The sequence below is a fragment of the Ruegeria sp. K5 genome, from assembly GCF_056531805.1.
Genome location: NZ_JBQFML010000001.1, coordinates 860670 through 887662 on the forward strand (window position 1 = coordinate 860670; position 26993 = coordinate 887662).

Sequence of the window (26993 nt, forward strand, 5' to 3'; positions counted from 1 at the left end):
TATCCGATGCCTTCTATGGACGGATCAAAGCTCATCCCCGGCGTCAGGGTCCAGATCCGCCTCGGTCATTTGGATTGGGGCAGACGTCGCCTTTTTCGGGGCCTCGGGTTCGTTCTCAGGCGGCTCGGACGGGCCTTGGGGCGCCGGGTGCAGAACTTCGGGGTTGCGCAGCCACAGATCACGCTGCGCAAACGGGATCTCGATCCCGGCCTCGGCGAAGCGGCGGTTGATTTCGTGGTTCATGTCGGATTTCACCGACAGCACCCAGTTCACGTCGCGCAGGATGGCCCGGATTTCGAAATCCAGCGAATCCGCGCCAAAGCCCTGGAACACCACGCTGGGCGCAGGGTTCGCCAGAACCATCGGATGGGCGTTTGCGATCTCACCCAGAATCGTTTCGACTTGCTGCGTGTCAGTGCCATAGGCCACGCCTACGGGTACGATCACCCGCCCGATGGTATTGCCCCGCGTATAGTTCGTAACCACGCCGCTAATCAGGTCCGAGTTCGGAACGATCACATCTGTTCGGTCGAAGGTCTCAATCGTCGTGGACCGGACCGAGATATCGCGCACGTAGCCCATCATACCGTTCACATCGATCCAATCCCCCTTCGAGATCGGACGCTCGACCAGTAGGATAATGCCCGAGACGAAATTCGACACAATGGTCTGCAGGCCAAAACCAATCCCGACAGACAGCGCCCCGGCCACAATCGCAAGCGAGGACAGATCGAACCCGGCCACCATAATCGCGATCAGCGCAGCGATGGTGATCCCGACATAGCCGGACCCGGCCACAATCGCGTTCTGGCCGCCGGGATCAATTTTTGTTTTGGGCAACAAAGAGTTGCGCAACCCGCTTTGAACCAGCCGCGTCACCGTATAGCCGATGGCAAATACGGCCACGAAGGTCAGGAAATTGCTGGGTGAAATCGTGACTCCACCGATGTCGAAGCCCAGAAGAATGCGCGTCCAGACCTCGATCAGATCAGTCTCGCGCGCGCCCCAGTAGATGGCCAGAACGGGCACCGACAGGATCGCAAGCGCAAACCCCAGCAGAACCGAAAATAATGAGTCGCGCGCGGCGTCGCCCTGCCCCGTTATCCAACCATAAACCGTTGTCAGGAAGCGCTGCGCGATCACCAGCGCCGCAATCAGGATCAGCGTCTTGACCGCCGGAAAAACAATGGCCTCGGCTGCATTCGTATAGCCGAACATCGCCAGAACTGGCGTCGCGATGCCAAGCAGGAACAGAACACGGCGCAGCAGCTCGATCAGTTGGCTCAGGCTTGCGCCCCGGGTTGACGCGTTTGGGTCGACCTCGTCCTGTTGAACGTCATTGGTCCGGATATGGCGCACCCGCAGCAGAAGCAACGCGGTCATGACGACAACCGGGAAGCTGACAACAGCCCGCGTCGCGTCCGAGATATTCTCGATCTGATCGAACAGAATGGCCAGTTCGTGCAAAATCAGCATGATGGCCAGCAGATCCAGATAGACCCGCAATTCCTTGATTTTATTTGCCGACAGGCGGCGGAAATTCTGCGCCTCTCCGATCAGATAGATCTGCCGACCGATCCAATCGTAGAAGAAAATGATCGCCGCCCAATACGGAACGCTTTGCAACAGAAACGTGCCGCGCAAGCCCAGCACCCCGGTCAGCGTGATCGCCTGAACGGCGGCCCAGACACCCAACCAGGGCAGAGCAATGCGGAACAGCGAGACGACAAAGGTCCAGACCCCGGTGCCCCCACCACCCAATTTACGCAGGTAGTCCCCGCCTCTTTCCGACCAGTAGCGCCCAAAGATCAGCAAAACCGCCGAGGCAACCATCAACAGAAAAATGCCCAGGCCGCGCTCGCGGATTTGTTCGCGGACGGAATCTGTACGCAGGTTCTTGGCGGTCTCGTTGAACAGGCTGCGGGTGGCTTCGGTCACATCCGCCCAGGCCGGCCGCAAATAGATCGGGTTGATCGGAGACGGGCCACGCTGCAACAGCTCTTTTTTCTGGCGGTCCCGGATGATCCGGTCAATCTCGCTGATCAACCCGTTGGCCCTGCTATAGGCCTCTTCCGAGATGATCCGGGGGACGCGCAGGCTGTTGAGTTGTTCGTCCAGATGCGCGCGCAACATCGCCAGTTGTTCTGGTTCTTCGGCATCACCTTCCGGCTTGGGACCCAGCGCCTTGATCTGGCCTTCCAATGTCTGAATGCGGTCAGTGTTTGCCCCGCGCGCCTGATTAAAGTCCTCGCGGTAATTGTTTATTTCAGAACGTAGATTTTCTAACGCAGCATTCGAGGCCCTGTTGGCCTCGATCACCGTTTCGGCCCGGTCCGCCGTCTTGATCCAGCCCTGATAGTATTCGCTCTGCCGGTCGGTCAGTTGCGCGGTGGCCGCGCCGACAAACCCGAACAGACACAGGGCAACCAGAACAAGGCACAGGCGGACCTGCTGCAGCATCATACGTCCTCGAACACGCCCGGAATGCTGCGGGGTGCTTCGGTCATCCAATCCGGTACCGGCAGTTCTTTTTCACGCAGGAATTCCGGGTTGAACAGCTTGGACTGATAGCGCGTGCCATAGTCGCACAGGATGGTCACGATAGTATGGCCGGGGCCCAGATCCTTGGCCAGACGCACCGCGCCCGCCATGTTGATCGCGGTTGAACCGCCCATAACCAGACCTTCCTCGCGCAGCAGATCGAAGATCAGGGGCAGCGCCTCATTGTCGGTCATCTGGTACGAAAAGTCCGGCGTGAAGCCTTCCAGGTTCTTGGTGATGCGCACCTGTCCGATGCCTTCGGCGATCGAGCTGCCCTCCATCGCGATCTCACCGGTGGTGTAGTAGGAGTAAAGCCCTGCCCCCATCGGATCGACCAGGCCGATCTTCACACCTTTGGGCTGCAAAGCGTCGGCCACACCGGCCAGCGTTCCGCCTGAACCTACGGCACAGACAAAACCGTCCACCTTTCCATCGGTCTGTTCCCAAATCTCGGGGCCGGTGGTTTCCACATGGGCCTGACGGTTGGCGATATTGTCGAACTGGTTGGCCCAGATCGCGCCATTGGGTTCGGTTTGCGCCAGTTCCTCGGCCAGACGGCGCGAGTAATGCACAAAGTTGTTTGGGTTGCGATACGGCGCCGCCGGAACCTGAACCAGTTGCGCGCCGGCAAGGCGCAGCATGTCTTTCTTTTCTTCCGACTGGGTTTCCGGAATCACGATCACCGTCTTGAAGCCCATTGAGGCACCAACCAGCGCCAAGCCGATCCCGGTATTGCCCGCCGTGCCTTCGACAATGGTGCCACCGGGTTTCAACTGACCCCGCGCGACCGCATCGCGGATGATATAAAGCGCCGCGCGGTCCTTGACCGACTGTCCCGGGTTCATGAACTCGGCCTTGCCGAGGATTTCGCATCCGGTCTCTTCACTGATGCGCTTCAGCCGGATCAGCGGTGTTTTCCCGACTGCGTCGGCAAGGTCTCGTGCAATGCGCATGGCGCCCTCTTGTCGTTTGGTATCAGGGAAGATTTACAGCCGAGCCGCCGCAACCACAAGCGCGATAGTCACTGGCGCAAACGGTCCCGGTGACGGGCCAGCCAATGGGCCAGCGACAGCAAGGGCAAATCCTTGAAGGCATGGCTGTCCACAAGACTGATGAATTCCGAATACGGCAGAATTCGGGTGCGAATATCCTCGCCTTCGCTGTCCAATCCGCCTGCGTCGGTCGTTTCGGTCAAAGCTCCAAGACCGACATACAGATAGACATACTCGGTCGAAGACCCGCTTGAGGAATAGGCCCCACCCGCAAACTCTAGCGCATCGAGCGTGACCTGAGCCTCCTCCAACGCCTCGCGATGGGCCGCCTGTTCCGGTGTTTCGCCAGCGTCGATCATGCCCGCCACCGGCTCCCACATCCAGGGCTCGGGGTCTTCGATCAGGAAGATCGGGGGGCGGAACTGCTCGACCAGCATCACGGTGTCCTGCACCGGGTCATAGGGCAGAACCACAACCGCGCTGCCCTGCATCAGGCTGTTGCGGTTCAGAACAGGACCCATCGAACCGTCGTGCTGGCGGTGCTGTAGCTGGATTTCCTCTATGCCGAAGTAATCGACATAGGCGCGTGTATGACTGTGGACGACAACATCCGTTGCCGTATCGCGCGGATCACCCGAGCGGCGCTGCCGGGCAAACAACTTGGCCTGGGCGCGAGTCTGTATTGCCGGGATGCTGCGGGTCATCTTTTTGGCATCAACCTTGCCGAAATAGGCCATCTCCTCTTCGGCGGCCAGCGCGGTGACCTCGCCCAGTTTCTCGGCCCACCGCTCCAGCGACCAAAGACCCGCAGGCACCCAGGCACCGGGGGCCGGGAAAAACACCTGAGCGGTCGTCGTGCTGCCATCGGGTAAGGCTACGGCCAAGGGCTGCAAATCATAGTCAAACCCGCCTTCGTAATAGGCCAGTCGTGCCAGATCCTGCTTGGTCAGGTCGCGGGCCAAAAGGCCGTCGGCCTCAGCCCCCGGCATTGGCTGGATCATCGGAAAGTCCTCTCCTACCACCGCATGAACTGCATGATCCGGCAGACTGGCAGGGGTCAGCGACACATCCCCAGCGGACCGACCCAGCACGCGTTCCAGCAGTGGAACGTAGCGCAGGGTGCCGTAAAAGAACAAATCAGACACGGGTGAACAGCTTTCCTGTCAGGTTGAGGGTATCAGCGCCAGCGTCGGCTGGCGATTTCCGTGGCCAGACCGGCCAGAACCGACCCGACGGCCAGAGTGATCAGGATTTCCGGAACCAGCAGCAACCGCCCATAGTCGACACCGATCACGAAGATCGCCTTGAGCGCCTCGAACGGGCCGTCATAGCGGTTGCGCATGGCAAGGCGAAACATCTCGTAACAGCCCTGCACAAACAGCGCCCAGAACACCAGCGAGGCCACGCCGGTCAGCCCGTTGTTGATCCCGGCAGTCCAGCCGCGCCCTGCCCGTTTGCCCATGATTTTCCAGCCACATGCGACAGCGATTACAAGGTTCACCACGGTAAAATAGCCGTAATCCTTACCCTCTTCCCCGTTGTTGATAACCATGCTGGAGACCAGAAAGGCCACCACCGCAAGACAAAGGGCGGCAACTAATCGCGCGGCTGTGGGCATTTACGAATTCCGTTCCTTAACTGGGCTTTGCTATGGTGATCTGTGTCACATCGCAATTGCCCGTGTCAAAGGCCGCGCCACATGCGGTCAAATAATAATTCCACATGCGGCGGAAACGCTCATCAAACCCCATGTCAGCGATCTGATCCCACTTGGCGTTGAACGTGTCATACCAGCGGCGCAGCGTCAGGTCGTAGCTTTTGCCAAACTCTTTCGAACGCACCAGATCAAGCCCCGCCAGATCGATCTGTTGGCGCAGGATCGTGGGCGATGGCAACATGCCGCCCGGAAAGATGTATTTCTGAATGAAATCAACGCCGTTCTTGTAAAAATCCCAGCGGTGATCGCCCACGGTTATGATCTGCAACGTGGCCTGAGCGCCGGGCTTCAGACGTTCGCGCACCGTCTCGAAATAGACAGGCCAGTACTTTTGTCCTACAGCCTCGAACATCTCGATCGAGGCGATGCCGTCGTACAATCCGCGCTCGTCTCGATAATCCTGAAGCTTCAGCTCGACCATATCGGAAAGTCCAGCTTTTTCCATACGTTGTCGCGCAAAGTTCAACTGTTCCTGACTAATGGTCAGGCCGGTGACGCGCAAACCACGCTCTTTCGCGGCATATTCGGCAAAGCCGCCCCAGCCGCATCCGATCTCAAGCACATGATCGCCGGGTTTGACGCCCATTTCGTCAATGAGGCTGGCGTATTTGGCCGTCTGCGCCTTTTCCAGGCTCTCCTGTCCGGTCTCGAACAGTGCGCTGGAATAGGTCATCGTGTCGTCAAGCCACAGGCCATAGAAGTCATTGCCCAGATCGTAGTGGTACGAGATGTTCTTCTTGGCCTGTTTCCGATTGTTGCGATGCAGCCAGAACCGCAGCCGTTCATAGGCCTGCACCAGGAACTTGCCGGTGAACCCGTCATAAACCGTTTCCGAACCGAGATGGACAAGATCCATAAAGGATCGCAGGTCGGGCGTGCTCCAATGTCCTTCCAGATAGGCGTCCGAGAACCCAAGCTCTCCTTCCCGGATAAGACGTGCAAAAACATCCGGGTCGTGGATTTCGACCGCTGCAATCGGGCCGGGTTTGGAGCCTTCTGATCGAAACACGCGACCATCCGGCAAAGTGATATCCAGCCGCCCGGACTCCATCTTGCCCAGCATCTTGAAGACTTGCGCGAAATATCTGGGCAGGTCTGTCTGCCCCTCGGTCGACGTCAGGATCATCCGCTCTCCCCTCTGCGGTGTTTGGTTCAGGCTAGGACGGCTTTTTGTTTCTGGCAAGTTTTCAGTTCCTTACTGGGTTTTTCGGCTTTCATACGCAGACAGAGCGCGCTTGCGCCCGTCAGCCAAATCCACGACCGGTGGCGGGTATGGCGTGGACGGGTTCATTCCCCAGGACCTCGGGATCGCGTCGAAATAGGCCAAGGCGGTGGCGCTTGGGTTTGCGTGCCTTTCGGCGATCCAACGCTGCAGATAATGGTTCCTAGGGTCGAACTTCTCTTGCTGCGTTTGCGGGTTGAAGATGCGAAAAAACGGGGCCGCATCCGGACCTGAACCCGCCACCCATTGCCAGCCCATCGCGTTTGAGGCCGGGTCCCAGTCGATCAGGCAGTCCTCAAACCAATTCATCCCGACTTTCCAATGGGTCATCAGGTGCTTGGTCAGGTAGCTTGCGACGATCATCCGGGCACGATTGTGCATCCGGCCGGTCACATACATCTCGCGCAGGCCCGCATCGACTACAGATATGCCAGTTCTGGCCTGTTTCCAGGCCAACACCTCGGGGTGGTCCGGGTCGGTATTCCATGGGAAGGCATCCCATTCGGGTCGCCAGTTGCCGGTCAGCAGGTGCGGCGTGTGATACATCAGGTGATAGGCGAACTCGCGCCAGACCAACTGCCGCAGGAAACTGTCGGTCCCGGTCGTTCCCATCAACGCGGCCTGTTGCACACGGTGCCACGCCGCCCGAGGGCCGATCTCGCCCAAGGACAAATATTCCGAGAGGTTCGAGGTGCCATCGACATCCAGTCGGTCCCGGTCTTCGGAATAGCGTGAAACGCGATCCAAAAAGGCGTTCAGTTGGTCATAGGCCGCGTTCTCACCGGGTCGAACATGCGGGCGAACGACCCGAGCGCCCCGGTTCATCGATTTTCCCATACTCCAGTCAACCAGCGTTTCTGACACAGGCCAATGGGTGGGCGCGGTCAGGTTGGTTACATTGGGAAATGGCTCGGGCACCTCTCGCCCCTGCACTGCGCGCCACATCGGAGTGAACACGCGGAACGGCTGCCCGGTTTTCGTGGCAACGGTCCAGGGTTCGAACAGCAGGTGGCCTGCAAAGGACCTGGTTTGAACGCCATGGTCGATCAGGGCCGCTTTGACTTTGATATCCCGCGCAATCGACTCTGGATCATAGGCCCGAGACCAGTAGACCTCGGTCGCGCCGGTCTCGGACACCAGTTTCTGCAACTGATCCAACGCAAAGCCGCGCCGTAGGATCAATTGGCTGCCAGCCTGACCCAGCGATTGCGCGAAGGCGTCAAGCCCCAAACCCAGACGCCATTTGGGTGCAGCGCCAAGTGTCTCGGTCAGTGGATCAAGAATGAATACCGGAATGACAGGCCGACCGGTTTGCGCGGCGGCAGACAAGGCCGGATGGTCCGACAGGCGCAAATCCCGTCGGAACCAGATAATGATTGGGGACTGTATAGATGACATGACCGCCCTGGTGTTTTCTTCGTGATACGAAACAGGGCTTTGAGTGGATCACAAAACGCGATCAAGCGCCTCCAACAATTGATCAATTTCCTGTTGCGAGGTGTAGTGCGTGAAGCTGACCCGCAATACGCCCTGCGCCGGATCAACGCCCATGGCTTGTAACGGTCGCACCGCGTAGAAATCACTGCCACCCGCCATGATGCCATATTTGGCCAACTCGGCTGCCACAGGCTCGGCCGGTTTTCCCAAGGCCAAAGCGACCGTCGGTGCACGATGCGCCGCATCAGAAGGTCCGATCAGGCGCACGGCATTGCGCGATTTGACCGCATCCAGAACCGGTTGCAGCAACGCCTCTTCATGGGCGCGCATCAGATCATGGACAAAAGCCCCCTGTGCGGCCGCACCTGTGTCTGGTCCGCCGTGGTGCTGGCACAGCAGTTCGATGTAATCTGCCATCCCCGCACTTGCCGCGATCTGCGCGTGGTCGGGACCAGCGGGGGTAAAGCGCTTATACAGAACGTCCCCGTTGAAGTAATGCGCCTGGTTCGGCAGCAGTTCCCCAAGCGTTCGCCGAATGACCATGCAGCCCTGATGCGGGCCGTAGGTCTTGTAGGCCGAGAACAAATAGATATCCGGCCCCAGATCCCCGACATTCGGCAACCCGTGCGGCGCATAAGACACGCCGTCAACGCAGACAAACGCCCCGGCGGCATGAGCAATGGCTGTAATTTCCGTCACCGGATTGATCTCACCCACCACGTTCGAGCAATGCGGAAAGCAGACAAGGCGGGTTTTCTCGTCCAGCAGATTCTCAAGGTCTTGCGGGTTTAACGCTCCGGTCTGGGGGTCGATCTGCCATTCCCGGATTTCGATCCCCGCATCTGCTAGGCGTCGCCACGGACCGGAATTTGCCTCGTGATCCTGGTTGGTTACGACAATCGCCTCACCCGGCTTTATCCATTGCCGTACCGCTTGCGCCAGAACATAAGTGTTTTGGGTGGTCGAGGGTCCAAAGCTCAGCTCATCGGTGTCGACGCCCAAAATGGCCGCCAGCCGCGCGCGGGCTTCGTCCATTTCAGCCCCTGCAAGCTGGCTTGCCTCAAACGGCGCATAAGGCTGCACCTTGCGCTGGGCGTAGAACCGCGTCAGCCGGTCAATCACCGGCTTGCACGTATAAGACCCGCCCGCATTTTCGAAAAAAGCCTGCCCTTTCAAGCTGGGCTCGGAAAAGGCCGGGAACTGAGCCCGAACGAAATCGATATCCAAAGACGTCATGGCCGGTCCCCTTCCCCAATTGCTTTCAAAAGCGCCGCGTCAGCCCTGAACCTTGGTATAGGTTCCCTCGCCCGCCAGAATGCCGCGGAAGCCTCCGGGCTCATCAAGGCCGAACACAATCAGCGGCAGGTTGTTGTCCCGCGCCAGCGCAATGGCCGAGGCGTCCATGACCCGCAGCCGCTTGGCCAGCACATCATCATAAGAGACGGTGTCGTAGCGTACCGCATCGGCGTGCTCTTTCGGGTCCTTGTCATACACGCCATCAACGCCGTTCTTGCCCATGAAGATCGCCTGACAGGCCATTTCGTTGGCGCGCAGGGTCGCGGCGGTATCGGTTGTGAAATACGGGTTGCCGGTACCGGCGGCAAAGATGCAGACCCGCTTTTTCTCCAGATGTCGCACCGCACGGCGGCGGATATAGGGCTCGCACACTTCATCCATGCGAATGGCCGAGATCACGCGGGTGAACACCCCAATCTCTTCCAGTGCCGACTGCATCCCCAGCGCGTTCATCACGGTGGCCAGCATTCCCATATAGTCAGCGGTGGTCCGCTCCATCCCCTGTGCCGATCCGCTGAGGCCGCGAAAGATGTTGCCCCCGCCGATCACCATGCAAATCTCGACCCCCAGATCGTGAACCGATTTCACCTCTTGCGCTATCCGCTGCACGGTTGGCGGGTGCAGACCGAATCCCTGATCCCCCATCAGCGCCTCGCCAGAGATTTTCAGCATGACGCGGTTATACTTGGGTTTCGTTGTTTCGGGTGATGGGGTCAGGCTCATATTGCGCTCCGGGCTGGCACGGGTTTATTTGCGGCGCAAAATGAAGCAAAAGTTCCGCAGGTTCAATGCGGATGCTTAGGAAGAAAGCGACCCTGATGGCGGACCGACCCGCAACACGAATTTGGGACCGGTTGCCGCCTATCGAGGATGGCAAGCCCGTGCTGATCGCAGGCCCGACCGCATCCGGCAAATCGGACCTGGCTTTGCAGATCGCCGAAACCTTTGGTGGGGTCATCGTTAACGCCGATGCCAGTCAGGTTTACGACTGCTGGCAGGTGATCTCGGCCAGACCGTCGCCGCAGGACGAGGCGCGTGCACCGCACAAGCTGTATGGCCATGTCGCCTATGATCATAGCTATTCAACCGGCCACTGGCTGCGTGAGGCTGTGCCTCTGCTGACCGCTGGGGAACGCACGATCATCGTCGGCGGCACCGGGTTGTATTTCACCGCCCTGACCGAAGGGATGGCCGAGATCCCCGCCACCCCCACCGAAGTTCGGCAGATCGCGGATCAGATGTCCCTGCCGGATCTGATCGATGGCGTGGACAGTCAAACGCTGAGCCGATTGGACATAAACAATCGCGCCCGCGTTCAGCGCGCGTGGGAGGTTCAGACCGCGACGGGTCGCAGCCTTCAATCCTGGCAATCGGATACGCCACCGCCTGCATTGAAGCTGGAGGACTGCGTTCCGATCGTCTTTGATGTGGACAAAGCGTGGCTGCTGGATCGGATCTCACGCCGATTTGATCAGATGGTGAGGACAGGTGCCTTGGACGAGGTTGCAGCCATGAGCGACCGCTACGATCCGTCACTGCCCGCCTTCAAGGCCATCGGCGTGCCCGAGCTGATGTCTTATCTGGACGGTGAAATGACACTGGACGAGGCACGCGAACGAGCCACGATTTCGACGCGCCAGTTCGCAAAACGTCAGCGCACGTGGTTTCGCGCACGCATGAAACGCTGGGCAAATGTGGATTTCTCCAAGTAACAAGATGGTAAGATTACGACGCGGGCCCCTTCCCTGAAGAAAACTTAATCCTTGTCCGCGTTACGCAAGGAATCGATGCGCAATCCCCTAAAAATAGGCGGAAAAACTGCGAATTTCGTGACAGACAGGCGCAACCTGTTACCGAAAACATCCCGAACACAAGACCGGCCAATGTCGTTTTTGTGCCTCGAATGACGATTTCGAACATTGACGCGTTCCAAATTCTGGTGCCGAATACGCCCATGGGGATGCAGAGAATCCAAAGAACAAATCCCGTAGATTTACCCGTCGGCGCGAACTGCGCCGGGTAAGCTCGTTCATAAAATCAAAAAAACTGTTACTCAGGGAGATAGAGTAAATGTCAGATCGAACACCAACCGGAGCATCGGTTCATTGGGCAGCAGAGATGCACGCCCAGGAATGCCGCGACGGTAAACTCAGCCGACGCGAGTTTATGGCCCGCGCCACCGCGCTGGGCGTTGCAGTGCCCACGGCTTATGGCCTGATCGGCTTGCAAGCACCGGCAGCCGCACAGGAACCGCCGCGTGGCGGCACCATCCGCTATCAGATGGAAGTGCGCGCGCTGAAAGACCCGCGCACCTTCGACTGGACACAGATTGCCACCTTCACCGCAGGCTGGCTGGAATATCTGGTCGAATATAACAATGACGGCTCGTTCAAGCCCATGCTGCTGGAAAGCTGGGAGGCCAATGACGACGCCACCGAATACACTCTGAACGTTCGCAAGGGTGTTAAGTGGAACAACGGCGACGATTTCACAGCCGAAGATGTTGCCCGCAATATCACCGGCTGGTGCGACTCGTCGGTCGAGGGCAACTCGATGGCGTCGCGGATGGCGTCCCTGGTTGACGAAAGCACCCAGAAAGCAGCCGACGGTGCGATCACCGTGGTTGACACGCACACCGTAAAGCTGAAGTGCAACGCGCCGGACATCACCATCATTCCGGGCATGGCTGACTATCCGGCGGCCATTGTTCACAGCAGCCACGACCCCGACAACATGTTGGGCAACCCGATCGGAACCGGCTTTATGCTGCCCGAAAGCCACGAAGTCGGCGTCAAAGGCGTTCTGGTGCGCAACGAAGGCTTCGACTGGTGGGGTTATGAAGCCGGAAAAGGCGGCTATATCGACCGGATCGAGTTCATCGACTACGGCACCGACCCTGCCGCCTTCCTGGCTGCATACGAAGCCGAAGAAATCGACATGAACTGGGAATCGGTCGGTGAATTTGTCGACATCTTTGACGGCATCGGCCTGACCCGCTCGGAAATCCCGTCGGGCTTTACCATCGTCATTCGTCCGAACCAACTGGCCGAAGACGCCGATGGCAACAAGATCTACGGCGACAAACGCGTGCGTCAGGCGCTGGCGATGGCCGTGGACAACGAAGTGTGTCTGGAGCTTGGTATGTCCGGCTACGGCATCGCTGCGGACAACTGCCATGTCGGTCCGATGCACCCGGAACATGATTCAGCGGTCACTCGTATTCCCTATGATCCTGCAAAGGCCAAAGCCCTTATGGACGAGGCCGGCATGGGCGACTTCGAGCATGAAGTTCAGTCCATCGACGATGACTGGCGCCGGAACACAACCGCAGCTGTTGTTGCTCAGCTGAATGACGCCGGGATCAAGGCGAAGCACACCGTGTTGCCTGGCTCGACCTTCTGGAACGACTGGACCAAATACGCCTATTCGTCGACCAACTGGAACCATCGTCCGCTGGGAACTCAAATCCTGGCGCTGGCCTATAAGTCAGGCGTGGCATGGAACGAATCCGGTTTCGCGAACGAGGAGTTTGACGCGCTGCTTGCCGAGGCCAACTCGATTGCCGATGTAGACCGCCGTCGCGAAGTGATGGGCAAGCTGCAGGCGATTATGATCGAAGAAGGCGTTGTGATCCAACCCTACTGGCGCACGGCGATGCGTCACCATCGTGAAAACATGGTGGGTGTTGAAAAGCACATCGCGGACCTGCCGCAGATCTACAAATTCGGCATTCTGTCCTAAGCCGAAAAACCCAAGGCCGCGCCGCGCTGGCGCGGCCTTTTCGTCCTGAATGCGGCGACCATAAAAACAGCTAAGCGTGAAGCCAGACGACATTCACGCCAGCCTACCAACAGGGGCTAACATGGGACTATTCATTCTAAGGCGCGTCGGCATCATGCTATTGACAGCATTATGCCTGACGTTCCTGGTTTTCTTTCTGACCAACCTCTACCCGAACCTTGAAAAGCTTGCGAAGACGCAAGGCAACTTCCGCATGTCGGATGAACAGGTCGAGAGTTTCCTGGAAAAGAACGGCTATCTTCAGGCGACGCCGATAAAATACGGCGAATGGCTGGGCGTGTTACCCTCGTACCGGCACACCAATGAGGACGGCACCGTTCAAGGCCGCTGCATTCTGCCCGGTCAACCTGCGGAAGAAGCGCCCAATTTCTGCGGCATCCTGCAGGGATACTGGGGTTATTCGACGGTCTTCAAAGACGAGGTCTCGGCGGTTGTAGGAACCCGTCTGGCGCTGACTGGACGGCTGATGTTCTGGGTCATGCTGCTGATGGTCCCTTCGGCGCTGATCCTTGGCATTCTCGCTGGGATGAAAGAAGGCTCGGCCACGGATCGCACGTTGTCCACCTTTGCCATTACCACGACGGCAACGCCGGAATACGTCTCGGGCGTTATCTTCATCGCGATCTTCACCTCCTCTGCTGTTGGATTGAAATGGTTCAAGGGGACGGCAACACAGGCGATGGAGAACCCGACGTTTGAGAACTTCTTCCTGCCGGTTCTGACCATTGCTCTGTACGGGATGGGCTATATCGCCCGAATGACCCGCGCCTCGATGACCGAGGTGATGACGGCGCAATACATCCGAACCGCGCGCCTGAAAGGTGTCTCATTCCCGAACATCGTCATGAAACACGCGCTGCGCAACGCGCTGATCGCGCCCTTTACCGTCATCATGTTGCAGTTCCCATGGCTGCTGAACGGCGTTGTGATCGTCGAGACCCTGTTCAACTACAAGGGTTTTGGCTGGGCGCTGGTACAGGCGGCGGGCAACAACGACATTCAGCTGTTGCTGGCGATCTCGGTCGTGTCGGTCTTTGTGGTGCTGGTGACGCAGCTGATCTCGGATATCGGCTATGTCTACCTCAACCCGCGCATCCGCATCGCATAAGGAGGGATAGATCATGGAACCACTTACCTGGACCGGCTCTATCGCCTTCCTCAACCCGCTTCTGGTGCTTGCACTGGGGCTGATGTTCCTGTCGATCATTGTCTGGATGCTGGCCAGCATCGTGCTGCCCGAAGACCAGATGACCGTGAACCCGGATGGCACGCTGACCTCAAGCTCGGGGCTGCGCAACATGATCCAGGGCGCGCTTCGCTACAGCTTTCTTGCAAGTGTCGGGATTGCCGTAGCCTATATCGTCCTCGGGATCGTGATGGGCACCGGCGCCGGTATCATCGGCGCGATATCGCAACAGTTCCTGCCGGTTTGGCTGTCACTGATCCTGCTTTATGCAATGTCGATCGCGTTCAAACGCAAGCTGGGTCTTTACGGCAAGCTGTTCGACAGCCCCATCGGCATGATCGGCTTTGGGCTGGTCATGTTCTGGGTGTTCACCGGGATCTTCGGAGCGCTTGATCTGATCATCACCCATGACCCGCTGGCGCAGCTCTCGGGCATGAAGAACAAGGTGCCGGGAACTCCCCTGCCGGGGTCGGAAGAAGGCGCGTATTCCTGGTATCTGCTGGGCGGCGACAACCTTGCCCGCGATGTCTTTAGCCGTATGGTCAAGGGCGCGTGGATCGTGGTTCAGATCGCGCCACTGGCGACCATGTTTGCCTTCATGGTCGGCATTACGCTGGGTCTGCCCGCAGGATATTACGGTGGTCGTCTGGACACGTTCATCTCGTTCCTGGCCAACCTGATCCTGGCCTTCCCCGTGATCCTGCTATTCTACCTGCTGGTCACGCCCGAGATCGTGGCGACCGGGGTTCCGAACTACATGGCTGCCGTGCTGTTCGTGTTCCCGATCCTGTTCCTGGGTGTATTGCTGAACTCGCGCTACTACACGCGTCCCAATTTCCGCACACCGTTGCTGATCGGGGTGTTGGGGGTGACGATCTGGCTGTATCTGTCGCTGATCTCATCCGGCGGCTACATCATCGATACTGATGCCTATCGCATCTGGGGTCTGCCGACCTATCTGGACCTGTTCGATATTCCGGGCGGGATTCTGGTGGTGTTCGTCTCGGTGGTCTTCGTCAACTCACCCACGGTGTTCCGCATCGTGCGCGGTCTGGCGCTGGACATCAAGACACGCGATTATGTGGCGGCGGCGCAGACCCGTGGTGAAGGCCCGTGGTACATCATGCTGTGGGAAATCCTGCCCAACGCGCGCGGCCCGCTGATCGTCGATTTCTGTCTGCGCATTGGCTACACCACCATCCTGCTGGGGACCTTGGGTTTCTTCGGGCTGGGCCTGCCGCCGGAAAGCCCGGATTGGGGGTCGACGATCAACGAGGGGCGTAAGCTTCTGTCGATCTATCTGCACCCGGCCCTGCCGCCCGCGCTGGCGTTGTTGTCGCTGGTTCTTGGGTTGAACCTGCTGGCAGATGGTTTGCGCGAAGAAAGTCTGAAGGACTGATGTGATCTGTTCTGGGGGCGCTGCCCCCAGACCTCCGGGATATTTTTAGCCAGATGAAGGGGATCCCCGGACTCTCGCGAGGAGATACAAGATGAATAAACTGGCGGATTATGACGGTCCAATTCTGGAGATCGACAAGCTTTCGATTTCGTTCTTTACCCGTCTGCGTGAAATTCCTGCCGTGATGGATTTCTCGGTCAGCGTACAGCCCGGTGAGGCTGTGGGGCTGGTTGGTGAATCCGGGTGCGGTAAGTCCACCGTGGCCCTTGGCGTAATGCAAGATCTTGGCAAGAACGGCCGGATTGTCGGCGGCACGATCAAGTTCAAAGGGCGCGACCTGTCCGAGATGACCTCGGATGAATTGCGCGACATTCGCGGCAATGAAATCGCGATGATTTATCAGGAGCCGATGGCATCGCTGAACCCCGCGATGAAGATCGGCAAGCAACTGATGGAAGTGCCGATGATCCACGAGGGCGTCGGTGCCGAAGAGGCCTATGCCCGCGCGCTGGAGGTTGTCACCGACGTACGCCTGCCCGACCCCGAGCGGATGCTGAATTCCTTCCCGCATCAGTTGTCGGGCGGTCAGCAACAGCGGATCGTGATCGCGATGGCGCTGATGTCGAAGCCTGCGCTGCTGATCCTGGACGAGCCGACCACCGCGCTGGACGTGACGGTCGAGGCCGCCGTGGTGGAACTGGTCAAAGATCTGGGCAAGAAATACGGCACCTCGATGCTGTTCATTTCGCACAACCTGGGGCTGGTTCTGGAAACCTGCGACCGGTTGTGCGTGATGTATTCGGGCGAGGCGGTCGAGCGTGGCTCGATCAAGGATGTGTTCGACGAGATGCAGCACCCCTATACGCAGGCGCTGTTCCGCTCGATCCCCCTGCCCGGCGCGGACAAGAACGCACGCCCGCTTGTGGCCATTCCGGGGAACTTCCCCCTGCCACATGAACGCCCGCCGGGCTGTAACTTTGGCCCGCGCTGCGACTATTTCGAAGAGGGTCGCTGTGACGCGCAGAATATTCTGATGGAGGCTGTGCCGGGCAATGATCGCCACCACACGCGCTGTCTGAAGTTCAAGGAAATTGACTGGAATGCGCCCATTACCGTCGGCGAACAGAAAGAAAAGGCCGAGATCGGGCGCACGGTCCTGAAAATGGACAACCTCAAGAAATACTATGAGGTGGCGGCCAACGCCCTGTTCGGGGGCGGTGAAACCAAAGTTGTGAAAGCCAATGAGACGCTGAGCTTTGAGGCGCATGAATCCGAGACCCTCGCCATTGTGGGTGAATCCGGATGCGGCAAGTCCACCTTTGCCAAGGTGTTGATGGGGCTTGAGACGGCAACGGACGGTCAGATCCTTCTGGACAACCGCAATATCGAAGCGGTGCCTATTGAGGAGCGCGATGCCAAGACCGTGGGCGAGGTTCAGATGGTGTTCCAGAACCCGTTTGACACGCTGAACCCGTCGATGACGGTTGGGCGACAGATCATCCGGGCGCTGGAAATCTTCGGTGTCGGCAATTCCGAGGCCGAGCGAAAGCAACGGATGCTGGAACTGCTGGATCTGGTGAAACTGCCGCGTGCCTTCGCCGACCGAATGCCACGGCAATTGTCGGGCGGCCAAAAGCAACGCGTCGGTATCGCACGCGCCTTTGCAGGCGATGCACGGATCGTGGTTGCGGATGAACCCGTATCTGCGCTGGACGTGTCAGTACAGGCCGCAGTGACCGATCTGCTGATGGAGATTCAGCGCGAACACAAGACCACCTTGCTGTTCATCAGCCACGATCTGTCGATTGTCCGATACCTCAGCGACCGGGTGATGGTAATGTATCTGGGCCATGTGGTCGAGTTGGGGACAACCGATCAGGTCTTCTCGCCGCCCTATCACCCCTATACCGAGGCCTTGCTGAGCGCGGTTCCGATTGCGGATACTTCGATCGAGAAAGAGCATATTGTTCTGGAGGGCGATATCCCCTCGGCCATGAACCCGCCGCCGGGTTGCCCGTTCCAGACCCGCTGCCGCTGGAAGTCCGAAGTTCCGGACGGGCGATGCGAGTCGGATGTGCCACCGGTCAAGACACTGGCTGATGGGCATCAGGTGAAGTGCCATCTGGCCGACGAGGTTCTGGCCCGTATGGAACCGGTGATCAAAATCGCAGCGGAATAAACCCTGCAACACTGGAAAAAAGGGCCGGTTCAAGGACCGGCCCTTTCTTTTGCGCCCTGAGGCGGGAAAACCGTCAGATTACCGGCGCACTTGATTTGCGAGTGGTGGTTTTGCCGGTCCTTGTATCAACCGGTCATCACGTTGTTGCCGAAATGCATGAATTCCTGAGTCATGCCGCCAATCTCTCCGGCCTCAAGCGTCAGGCTCGCGCTGTCGAGCATTTTGTAGCTGGGCTGGGCTTTCACCCAGTCATCTGCCGATTGCAGCGTGGTCAGCGTGTAAGACGTGACCTCGTTCAGATAGTGGGTCGGAATGACAACCTTCGGCTTCAGCTTTGAGACGATGTCATTGCCCTGCTGGTAGCTGAGGATATGCTCAGATCCGTCAACCGGAAGGGTCAGCACATCCACCTGCCCGATTGCATCCCAGAATTCCTGCGGCGGGTTGTGGCGGTTGTCGCCCCAGATCAGCGTGCGGATGCCGCCGGTTTCGACCAGATAGACCACCATATCCATGTGACCCACGTTGTTGGGCGGACAGGCTTCCACGCCAAACTCGGCCAGCGCATTGGTCCATTCGTACCAACCCGGTGCCACACAGGCGTGTTTGTCTGCAAAGCCGGTGATTTTGACATCGGCAAATTCGAAATGGCCGACCATCCTGTCCAAAACCATGGTCGAGCTTGGGCGCTCGATCGCGTCATGGTCAAAATGGGCGTGGGTCGACAGGGTTATGTCCACAGGGATCTGAGGGAACTCGTTTCGGAACCACAGGCCCCACGCACCCGACGGATCATCGCGCCACGGGTCGAACAGCACGGTCGCACCGTTGGGCGAGGTGATCTTGATCGCGCAATGCCCGTAATAGTCGATCCCGACCGTGCCTGTACTGGCCTGACCGGTCGAGCCTTGCAGGTCGATAACGTGGTTATTGTTGCCCGGCTGAAGCCAGGCTTGCGATTGCGCCTGGGCCGGTTTTCCGTTCAGCAGCGATGCCCCGACTCCGGCCGCGCCTGCCGCCATAAAGAAAGACCGGCGCGACAGGCCCTTGGCCAATCTGTCTTTCTGTCCGTTCAGGATTGTGGGCTTCAGATCTTTGCGATCCATCTTGTACCTCCTTGTTGGTCAGGCGCGCGTGCGGCGCACCTGATCGGAAGGGTAACAACGGGGGAACAACAGGCTCAGATCAGAAAAATCTGGGGGGAATATGGGGGCATTCCCCATATTCGATGTTCAGGAAATAGAAAGCAGATGACTGCGCAGATTCTGATCGCGCCCGTCCAAGCCCAGTTTCCGGCGAATGTTGTTGCGATGAAAATCGATGGTCGACGTCTCACGCGACAAGGCCCGCGCAATGTCTTTCGTCGTTTTCCCGGACATCACCAACTGCGCAATTTCGATCTCGGTCGGTGTCATGATCGAGAACGCATCGGACAGTTTGTCCGACAGCATCGAGGTCATATCCCTAAGGTTGTTTTCGGCCAGATCCAGATAAGCATGGGCCGCGCCGCCCTCGGGCAGATGTCCGCGCAGCTTGTCCAGATAGGGCAAGACCATCAGGCGCACCCGCTCGACAATATCCTGGTCATGGTCTTTGCGGTCATCATCGACGCTGGTCAGCAGAACGCGCAGGGCGGTGTTTGTTTCTTGCAATTCACGGGTGCGAGCCTGCACCCGGCTTTCCAGTTGCGCCAATGTTTGATTCAGCTTTTCTTCCAGCGCGCGACGCAGATAAACCTCTTGAATCAAAGCGAGATCGGATTCGACCATACGCGCGAATTGTGCCAGCCCTTCGCGAAACAACAGCGCGCGACGATTGCGGTGCCGGTCCAGAATGCAGATGGTTCCGAACACCGCCCCGTCCGGCCATTTCAGCGGCAATCCGATGTAAAAGGACATGCCGTGTTCCATGTCGTCATTACCGCTCCAGACGGGATCACAGGTGGCGTCCTCGACCACCAACTCGCTGTCCTGTTGCAACACGCCCTGACAATAAAGCTTGGGATTCAACTGAAAGTTCATCCCCACGGGATACGGATTCTGAGGGTGGTCCGAGGTGATCAGGACCGTATGATCCGGCGCATCCGTTTTCATGATCAGGCTGGCAGGCACATCGGCAAGCTTGGCAACAAGGTCCACCAACCTTTGCCAATTGGCCTTTGTTTCAGCGGGGATTTCCGGTCGGTCTTGCAACATCGGCACCTGTTCGGGTCCTGAAAGATCGCCTACAGGTTAGGTCAGCGGTCAGTGCCGGATCAAGGATCAGATCATGCCGCCTTGCAGCATCACCCGATCAGCCGCCCCAGATTACCTTCACGTAGTTCTGAGTTTCCTTGTAAGGTGGGATTCCGCCGTGCTTTTCAACCGCTTTCGGGCCAGCGTTATACGCCGCCAGCGCCAAGGGCCAGGATTTGAACTTGCGATATTGCCAGGACAGATAGCGCGCGCCGCCTTCAAGGTTCTGCTTGGGATCATGCGGGTTCACGCCCAGCAACTTGGCGGTCTGAGGCATCAGCTGCGCCAGCCCCAACGCCCCCTTGTGAGATTTGGCATGCGGGTTCCAGCCGCTTTCCTGCTGCACCAGCCGCAGGAACAGATCTTCGGGGATGTTGTGCAACCGGGCCGCATCGCGCGCGAGGCTCAGGTATTCGCCCCGGTAGCTGCCGGTATAGCGCTTGTTCACCTTGACCCGCTCGGTCTTTGGCTTAAGGCGCTCGGACCCGCGATATTGCGTCGCTGCGCGGTTATCCAAAACCTTGGACTGCTTTAGAAAAATGTCCATCCGGCTTTTCGTGGACAACGTGTCCGCCTGCACAGATCCAGACAGCAGCACAACGCCTAGAACCGTTAACCCAACACACACAGAACGCATGAAAGCCTATCCCGCTCGCTCAAAAATCAGTCGGAGTATAGGTATTCCAGTCAAAAATGAAAGCTTGGTAAAGACAGACGCAAGAATTCTTGCCGAACGTTGTCGTGATCAATCATGTTTTAACCAAGACGCAGGCGATATAGGGTCGCAAAGACATCCGGCGCCAGATTCGGCGCACTCAGATCAATACAGAACGGGGAAATACATGGCGGGTTCAGTCAACAAGGTCATTCTGGTCGGCAATCTTGGCCGCGATCCCGAGGTTCGGTCATTTCAGAACGGCGGCAAAGTGTGCAACCTGCGCATCGCCACCTCCGAGAACTGGAAAGACCGCAACACCGGTGAACGCCGGGAACGGACGGAATGGCACTCGGTTGCCATCTTCTCGGAACCGCTGGCCCGCATTGCCGAGCAGTATCTGCGCAAGGGCAGCAAGGTCTATATCGAAGGCCAGTTGGAAACGCGCAAATGGCAGGATCAATCGGGGCAGGATCGCTATTCGACCGAAGTGGTGCTGCGCCCCTATCGCGGTGAACTGACACTGCTGGACAGCCGCGGCGGTGAAGGCGGCGGCGGTGGCGGTTATGGCGGAGGACAGTCGGGCGGCTATGGCGGCGGTCAGGCCGGTGGCGGCTATGGCGACCCCTATGGTGGCCAATCCAGCGCCCCTGCCACTGCATCCGGCGGAATCGACGACGACGAGATTCCGTTCTAAGCGAAACGGAGTAAACACATGACATGGTCCTTCGCCCTCGGCCGGTTCCTCGGGTCCGAACTGAGGGTCCATGTCACCTTCTTCCTTTTGTTGGCCTGGGTCGGCTTTGCCGCCTACTCCAACGGTGGCTGGCCTGCGGTCATCGACAATCTGCTGTTTGTGCTGGCCCTGTTTGCCTGCGTTGTGGCGCATGAGTTCGGTCATGCCCTGATGGCCCGGCGCTTTGGCATCAAAACCCCCGATATAACGCTGTTGCCCATCGGCGGTCTGGCCCGTCTGGAACGGATGCCCGAAAAACCGATGCAAGAGGTCTGGGTGGCGCTGGCCGGGCCTGCGGTGAATATCGTCATTTGGTTGGTGTTGGTTCTGCTGGGCGCGGGCATATCGCCCGGTTCAGTCACTGATCTGGACTCGGCCAGTTTCGGGATCTTGCAACGGTTGGCCTATGTCAATCTGCTGCTGGCGGCCTTCAACATGATCCCGGCCTTCCCCATGGACGGGGGGCGTGTTGTCCGCGCCCTGCTGTGCCTCAGGATGGACCGGGTTCAGGCCACCCGCATTGCCGCATTCAGCGGGCAGATCGTTGCCATTGGGCTTGGATTCTGGGGCCTGAGCTCGGGCAATCCGATCCTTGTTCTGATTGCTGTGTTTGTCTTCATCGCAGCCAATGCCGAAAATCAGGACGTCGCTCTGCGATCCGTCGCGCGCCGTGTGCTGGCGCGGGATGCGATGATCACCGAGTTTCATGCGCTGTCGCCGCAGGACAGTTTGAACACCGCCGCCCAAGCCGTCATTCACACAACGCAGCACGAGTTCCCCGTCTTGGATACCGATGGCGCCTTGCTTGGATTTGTCACGCGGGATCGTTTGTTTGCCGCGCTGGCGGGGGATCATCCCCGGTCGGACCCTGCGACCTCGATCATGGAGGGCGACATCCCTCAGGTTGGACTGACTACGGGCCTTGAGGCGGTTCTGAAAGGGCTGCACAAGGGTGCCCCGGCGATTGCTGTCACCAGCCGCACGGGTCGTATGATCGGCTATATCACGCGGGAAAACATCGGCGAATTGATGGTGATCCGGGGGCGCTAGAGCGCGCGGCCTGGAACCCGAGACACGAATGCCCTGCCACGCCTAAAGCGCTCTCGGGCCATTCCTGTCGCATGATGCTTCAGGTTAAAGATCGCACGCGCTGGGATCAGGCCTTGGCCAACGCGTCCTGCAGCACCGACATCACCGCATCGCGCGGCACATCCGATGTGACAAAGGCCTGACCGATCCCGCGCGCCAGAATAAAGCGTAACTGACCGTCAATGACCTTTTTATCCTGCGCCATCAGATCGACCAGAATCTCGGCACCCGGAAGCTCTCCGGGAATGTCGTCCAGATCGGTTTTCATCCCCATGGCCTTCAGATGCGCCCGCACGCGGCTTGGGTCCTCCTGAGAACACAGACCCAGACGGGACGATAGCTCGAACGCCAGCGCACAGCCGATGGCGACGCCTTCGCCGTGCAGCAGGCGGTCGGAATAGCCCGTCGCGGCCTCCAGCGCGTGACAGAAGGTATGGCCGAGGTTCAGCAGGGCGCGGTCGCCCTGTTCGGTCTCATCCCGCGCGACAATGTCGGCCTTCATCTGAACAGACCGGGTGACAGCCCGCACCCGTGCGGCCATATCACCGGATGAAACGTCGGGGCCGTTGGCCTCCAGCCATTCAAAGAACTCCGCGTCGCCCAGCAGGCCGTATTTGACCACTTCGCCGTAACCGGACAGGAAATCTCGCTGCGTCATGGTGCCCAGAACCGAGGTATCGGCCAGCACCAGCGAGGGTTGATGGAACGCGCCAATCAGGTTCTTGCCTTGCGGTGCGTTGATCCCGGTCTTGCCACCCACCGAACTGTCGACCTGCGCCAGCAGCGAGGTCGGGATCTGCACAAACCGCACCCCGCGCCGCAGCACGGCAGCGGCAAAGCCAGCCAGATCGCCGATCACGCCACCGCCCAAGGCAACGACCACATCGCGCCGTTCGACCTTTTCGGCCAACAGCCATTCCACCGCACGTTCGAAATGCGGCCAGCTTTTGGTCGCCTCACCTGCCGGAAGGGCCAGCGCCGACATCTCGATCCCGGCAGCGGCCAGACCGTCACGCAGCGCGTCCAGATGCAGTGCCGCTACGTTTTCATCGGTCAGAACCGCAACCTTCGGACGGTGCAGCAACGGGGCAATCCGCGCACCGGATTGCGCCAGCAGATCGGGGCCAATCTCGACATCATACGAGCGTTCGCCCAGCTCCACATGTACGGTTTGATGCATTTACTTCCGTTCCAAAACATCCGGGCGGGCCAACAGGGCCTCGACCACGCGGTCCACCATATTGTCGATCGAGGTCTCACCATCCGACTCGGCAATCAGATCAGCCTCGGCATAGACCGGCACGCGATCCTCGTACAGGGCCTTGAGCGTCGCATACGGGTCGGAAGTGCGCAGCAGCGGGCGGGTATCCTTATGGCGCACCCGGTTCCACAGCACGTTCAGATCGGCCCGCAACCAGACCGAGGCCCCCCGCTCGCTTATCATCACGCGGTTGCCCTCTGCCATGAACGCGCCGCCGCCGGTGGACAGGATGCCGCGTTCCTCATCCAGCAGACGGCCAATAACCTGCGTTTCCTTCTGGCGAAAAAACGGCTCACCATCCCGTTCGAAGATCTCGGGGATGGTCATGTTGGCCGCCGATTCGATCTCGGCATCGCTGTCGAGAAACGGAACACCCAGCCGCGCGGCCAGGGCACGGCCCACAGCCGTCTTCCCTGCCCCCATCATGCCGACAAGAACCACGGTTTTGTGCAGATCATATCGTGATCCCGTATCCGCCGGATGCGTGTTATGCTTAATTTCGCTCATTTCACCGTGAATGACGTGATCTTGGAAAAAATGCCAGTTATAACTTGGCCAAAATCAAAAATTGAGGCAGCGTGGCGCCATGGGTCGTCTGATCAAGTTCCTGATTTACTTAATTTGCCTGAGTTTCATCGGGCTGGTGGCCTATGCCTATATCGGCCCCTATTTCGGGGCGGATTTCTCGGCCCCGCAAACTGAAATCCGTGAACCGGTCACTCTGGATGTCGACTAAGCACATTGCGGTGGCATTGCTGCTGGCCGGGGCCGCGCAGGCGCAAGAGCCGCTGTCGGCTATCGAATGGCTGACCGAGCCGCCGGAAAACCTGCCCGGAACCGTCCTGCTGGAGCCGCCTGTCACCCAGAACGGGGTGCAGCCTCAGGTCGAGGTCACACCGCTTGAGGCGCTGTCGCAGCCGCTGGGTCTGGTGTCATCCACTGTCACCGGCTTGCCGGTTGATCTATGGCAGGGCAGCGACCCGGAACGTCTGTCCGAACTGATCGCGCGGGTGCCAGTCAAACATAACCCGGCCATGCAGCGGTTGCTGTTCACCCTGCTGCTGTCCGAAGCCCGCGCGCCCGCAGGTTCCGGCGCCGAAGAGGTTTTGCTACTGGCGCGCCTTGATCGGCTGATGCAATTGGGGGCCGCTGATCCGGCGCAATCGCTGGTGCAACTGGCTGGTCCCACGGATTCGCAGGCTCGGTTTCAACGCTGGTTCGATGCTACTCTACTGACCGGGGACGAAGACCGCAGTTGTACTGCCCTGATCGCGCAACCTCATCTGTCGCGTGATTATGCGGCACAGATTTTCTGCAAGGCCCGGCGGGGCGATTGGCCTTCGGCTGCGCTGACGCTGGAGGCCGCGCATGCGCTGAAAATCCTGCCGCAGGATGAGTTGGACGTGCTGGACCGTTTCCTGAGCCCCGAACTTTACGAAGACGCAGCGTATCTGCCGCAGCCCGAAGACCCAACGCCGCTCAGCTTCCGCCTGTTCGAAGCGATCGGGGAACGATTGCCATCTGCCCCGCTGCCCCGCGCCTTTGCCAATGCAGACCTGCGCGATGTGGCCGGGTGGAAAGCCCAGATCGAGGCCGCCGAGCGTCTGACGCGTATCGGGGCCCTGACGCCCAACCAGTTGCTCGGGCTTTATACCGAGCGGGACCCAGCTGCATCCGGCGCGGTTTGGGATCGGGTCGCGGCCATCCAGCAGTTCGAAAGCGCGTTGGATAGCGGCAATGCCGAAGCGATCGGAAAGACCCTGCCCCGCGCATGGGATCAGATGCGCAGTGTCGGGCTCGAGGTGCCATTTGCCGAGCTGTTCGCCGACCGGCTGGCCGACGTGACCCTGCCCGTTCCGGCCACGGACAACCTGCGCTGGCGTATTCTGATGTTGTCCGAGCAATACGAGCGGGCAGCGCTGACAACACCGGACAAATCAACCGAGGCTCAGTTCCTCGTGGCCCTTGCGCAAGGGGACCCCGGTCGCGCCGTATCGCCCTCGCCGCTGGCTGATGCGGTGGCGCAGGGGTTCGAATGGGCCGCGCCTGTTCCATCGGATATCGACGCCCTGCTGGAACAGGGCCAGTTGGGAGAGGCCATTCTGGAGGCCATGCAACTGTTCACCCATGGTGCACGCGGCAATCTGGTCGATCTGACAGCGGCCATTGCGGCCTTTCGGCGCGTGGGACTGGAAGACACCGCCAGACGCGCGGCGCTGAACCATCTGATCCTGCAGGGGTGACGGTCATGGGTGGACCAGCCTCGCAAGAATTGTGGATCTCGACCTTTTTGCAGGCGCAAGCGGCCGAGTTGGGGGCCGCTACCAACACTCTGCTGGCCTATGGGCGAGACCTGAAGGATTTCGCGTCGTGGCTGGAACATCGCAACATCACCTTCGAACAGGCTGATCGCGACCAGATTGAAGGGTATCTCATCGATTGCGATGCACAGGGGTTGTCGAAATCCACTCGGGCGCGGCGGCTTTCGGCGATCAAGCAATTGTATCGGTTCGCATTCGAGGAAGGCTGGCGCGAGGTCAATCCCGCCATTCAGATCAAAGGCCCCGGACGAACCAAGAAACTGCCCAAAACGCTGGACGTGCCCGAGGTCGACCGGCTGCTGGAAGCCGCCCGCAATACCGGGCGCACCGAAGCCGACCGCGTGCGCAATTCCTGTTTGATGGAGTTGCTCTATGCCACCGGCATGCGCGTGACCGAGCTGGTCTCGCTGCCTGTGTCATCGGCGCGGGGTGATCCGCGCATGTTGCTGGTGCTGGGCAAAGGCGGCAAGGAACGCATGGTGCCGTTGTCGCCCCCGGCCCGCGAGGCGCTTTCGGAATGGCTGAGAATGCGGGACGAAGCCGAAGACAAGACGGTCGAAAAAGGCGGGCAGCGATCCAGGTTCCTGTTCCCGTCACGTGGTAAATCCGGCCATCTGACGCGGCACCGGTTCTTCCTGCTGGTCAAGGAACTGGCGGTTCAGGGCGGTGTATCGCCCGAAAAGGTCACGCCCCACACTCTGCGCCACGCCTTTGCCACCCATCTGCTGGCCAACGGGGCCGATCTGCGCTCGATCCAGACGCTGCTGGGCCATGCCGATGTTGCCACGACCGAGATCTACACCCATGTTCTGGACGAAAGACTTGCGGAACTGGTGTTAGAGCATCACCCGCTGGCGAAAGACCCCGGCGACAAGGGCTAAACCCTTGATCCATAGGGGCAGCATCCCCATAACGGATGCAGAAACA

The 26993-nt window shown here is 59.3% G+C and carries 23 protein-coding genes; 10 read left to right on the top strand and 13 right to left on the bottom strand.

Annotation, left to right across the window (positions count from 1 at the left end; translation table 11 throughout):
- Positions 1 to 24 precede the first annotated feature (24 nt).
- The 8 genes from ACR0MO_RS04405 to pyrH form a co-directional block, all read right to left on the bottom strand.
- Positions 25 to 2460: a DUF3772 domain-containing protein gene (locus tag ACR0MO_RS04405; protein ID WP_480780513.1), complete on the bottom strand. Its 2436-nt coding sequence runs from the start codon at positions 2458 to 2460 to the stop codon at positions 25 to 27.
- On the bottom strand, positions 2460 to 3494 hold the full coding sequence (locus tag ACR0MO_RS04410) for a cysteine synthase A (protein WP_480625938.1): 1035 nt from the start codon (positions 3492 to 3494) through the stop codon (positions 2460 to 2462). Before ACR0MO_RS04410 ends, ACR0MO_RS04405 begins: the two co-directional genes overlap by 1 nt.
- A 68-nt stretch (positions 3495 to 3562) precedes the next feature.
- The gene (locus ACR0MO_RS04415) at positions 3563 to 4678 is read right to left on the bottom strand and encodes an NUDIX domain-containing protein (RefSeq protein ID WP_480625937.1); all 1116 of its coding nucleotides are present in this window, start codon (positions 4676 to 4678) and stop codon (positions 3563 to 3565) included.
- A 32-nt stretch (positions 4679 to 4710) separates the two neighbouring features.
- Entirely contained in the window at positions 4711 to 5151 is a 441-nt protein-coding gene (locus ACR0MO_RS04420) for a TrgA family protein (RefSeq protein ID WP_170451176.1), read from the bottom strand.
- 16 nt (positions 5152 to 5167) lie between these two features.
- Positions 5168 to 6376, bottom strand: coding sequence for an SAM-dependent methyltransferase (locus tag ACR0MO_RS04425; RefSeq protein ID WP_170451178.1), 1209 nt, complete (start codon positions 6374 to 6376; stop codon positions 5168 to 5170).
- 69 nt (positions 6377 to 6445) lie between these two features.
- Positions 6446 to 7870 carry a cryptochrome/photolyase family protein gene (locus ACR0MO_RS04430; RefSeq protein WP_480889888.1) on the bottom strand — a complete coding sequence of 475 codons (1425 nt, stop codon included), beginning with the start codon at positions 7868 to 7870 and terminating at the stop codon, positions 6446 to 6448.
- 48 nt (positions 7871 to 7918) lie between these two features.
- A complete protein-coding gene (locus tag ACR0MO_RS04435) occupies positions 7919 to 9145 on the bottom strand; it encodes an aminotransferase class V-fold PLP-dependent enzyme (RefSeq protein WP_480625935.1) in 1227 nt (408 codons plus the stop codon).
- 39 nt (positions 9146 to 9184) lie between these two features.
- Positions 9185 to 9922 carry a UMP kinase gene (pyrH, locus tag ACR0MO_RS04440; RefSeq protein ID WP_480582223.1) on the bottom strand — a complete coding sequence of 246 codons (738 nt, stop codon included), beginning with the start codon at positions 9920 to 9922 and terminating at the stop codon, positions 9185 to 9187.
- A 101-nt stretch (positions 9923 to 10023) separates the two neighbouring features.
- On the opposite strand from pyrH, the gene miaA reads away from it, so the two are divergent.
- From miaA to ACR0MO_RS04465, 5 genes are all read left to right on the top strand, one after another.
- Positions 10024 to 10917: a tRNA (adenosine(37)-N6)-dimethylallyltransferase MiaA gene (gene miaA, locus ACR0MO_RS04445; RefSeq protein ID WP_170451187.1), complete on the top strand. Its 894-nt coding sequence runs from the start codon at positions 10024 to 10026 to the stop codon at positions 10915 to 10917.
- A 358-nt stretch (positions 10918 to 11275) separates the two neighbouring features.
- Complete coding sequence (locus tag ACR0MO_RS04450; RefSeq protein WP_170451189.1) at positions 11276 to 12946, top strand: ABC transporter substrate-binding protein; 1671 nt, start codon at positions 11276 to 11278, stop codon at positions 12944 to 12946.
- Positions 12947 to 13067: 121 nt separating this feature from the next.
- Entirely contained in the window at positions 13068 to 14114 is a 1047-nt protein-coding gene (locus ACR0MO_RS04455; RefSeq protein WP_170451191.1) for an ABC transporter permease, read from the top strand.
- A 13-nt stretch (positions 14115 to 14127) separates the two neighbouring features.
- Positions 14128 to 15591, top strand: coding sequence for an ABC transporter permease (locus ACR0MO_RS04460; protein WP_480889891.1), 1464 nt, complete (start codon positions 14128 to 14130; stop codon positions 15589 to 15591).
- Between the two features lie 91 nt (positions 15592 to 15682).
- A complete protein-coding gene (locus ACR0MO_RS04465; RefSeq protein ID WP_170451195.1) occupies positions 15683 to 17770 on the top strand; it encodes an ABC transporter ATP-binding protein in 2088 nt (695 codons plus the stop codon).
- Positions 17771 to 17895: 125 nt separating this feature from the next.
- On the opposite strand, the gene ACR0MO_RS04470 is transcribed toward ACR0MO_RS04465, so the two are convergent.
- From ACR0MO_RS04470 to ACR0MO_RS04480, 3 genes are all read right to left on the bottom strand, one after another.
- On the bottom strand, positions 17896 to 18876 hold the full coding sequence (locus ACR0MO_RS04470; protein ID WP_170451197.1) for an MBL fold metallo-hydrolase: 981 nt from the start codon (positions 18874 to 18876) through the stop codon (positions 17896 to 17898).
- 126 nt (positions 18877 to 19002) lie between these two features.
- Positions 19003 to 19965 (bottom strand): helix-turn-helix transcriptional regulator, encoded by a 963-nt coding sequence (locus ACR0MO_RS04475; RefSeq protein WP_480889893.1) that lies wholly within the window; start codon positions 19963 to 19965, stop codon positions 19003 to 19005.
- A gap of 97 nt (positions 19966 to 20062) precedes the next feature.
- Positions 20063 to 20641, bottom strand: coding sequence for a lytic transglycosylase domain-containing protein (locus ACR0MO_RS04480; protein WP_170518173.1), 579 nt, complete (start codon positions 20639 to 20641; stop codon positions 20063 to 20065).
- Positions 20642 to 20846: 205 nt separating this feature from the next.
- On the opposite strand from ACR0MO_RS04480, the gene ssb reads away from it, so the two are divergent.
- Together ssb and ACR0MO_RS04490 are read left to right on the top strand one after the other, a co-directional pair.
- Positions 20847 to 21356: a single-stranded DNA-binding protein gene (ssb, locus tag ACR0MO_RS04485; protein ID WP_170734614.1), complete on the top strand. Its 510-nt coding sequence runs from the start codon at positions 20847 to 20849 to the stop codon at positions 21354 to 21356.
- An 18-nt stretch (positions 21357 to 21374) separates the two neighbouring features.
- Positions 21375 to 22445, top strand: coding sequence for a site-2 protease family protein (locus ACR0MO_RS04490; protein WP_170630170.1), 1071 nt, complete (start codon positions 21375 to 21377; stop codon positions 22443 to 22445).
- Between the two features lie 106 nt (positions 22446 to 22551).
- Here ACR0MO_RS04490 and aroB read toward each other — a convergent pair whose 3' ends face one another.
- Complete coding sequence (aroB, locus tag ACR0MO_RS04495) at positions 22552 to 23664, bottom strand: 3-dehydroquinate synthase (protein WP_480889898.1); 1113 nt, start codon at positions 23662 to 23664, stop codon at positions 22552 to 22554.
- The gene (locus tag ACR0MO_RS04500) at positions 23665 to 24252 is read right to left on the bottom strand and encodes a shikimate kinase (protein ID WP_170451209.1); all 588 of its coding nucleotides are present in this window, start codon (positions 24250 to 24252) and stop codon (positions 23665 to 23667) included.
- Between the two features lie 79 nt (positions 24253 to 24331).
- Between ACR0MO_RS04500 and ACR0MO_RS04505 the strand changes: the two genes are divergently transcribed.
- From ACR0MO_RS04505 to ACR0MO_RS04515, 3 genes are read left to right on the top strand one after another with little or no spacing between them, the layout of a single operon-like run.
- Entirely contained in the window at positions 24332 to 24481 is a 150-nt protein-coding gene (locus tag ACR0MO_RS04505; RefSeq protein WP_170451211.1) for a hypothetical protein, read from the top strand.
- Entirely contained in the window at positions 24471 to 25988 is a 1518-nt protein-coding gene (locus ACR0MO_RS04510) for a hypothetical protein (RefSeq protein ID WP_170451213.1), read from the top strand. The genes ACR0MO_RS04505 and ACR0MO_RS04510 overlap by 11 nt, the downstream gene beginning before the upstream one ends.
- A gap of 5 nt (positions 25989 to 25993) precedes the next feature.
- Complete coding sequence (locus ACR0MO_RS04515; protein WP_170451215.1) at positions 25994 to 26947, top strand: site-specific tyrosine recombinase XerD; 954 nt, start codon at positions 25994 to 25996, stop codon at positions 26945 to 26947.
- The last annotated feature ends 46 nt before the right edge of the window (positions 26948 to 26993 follow it).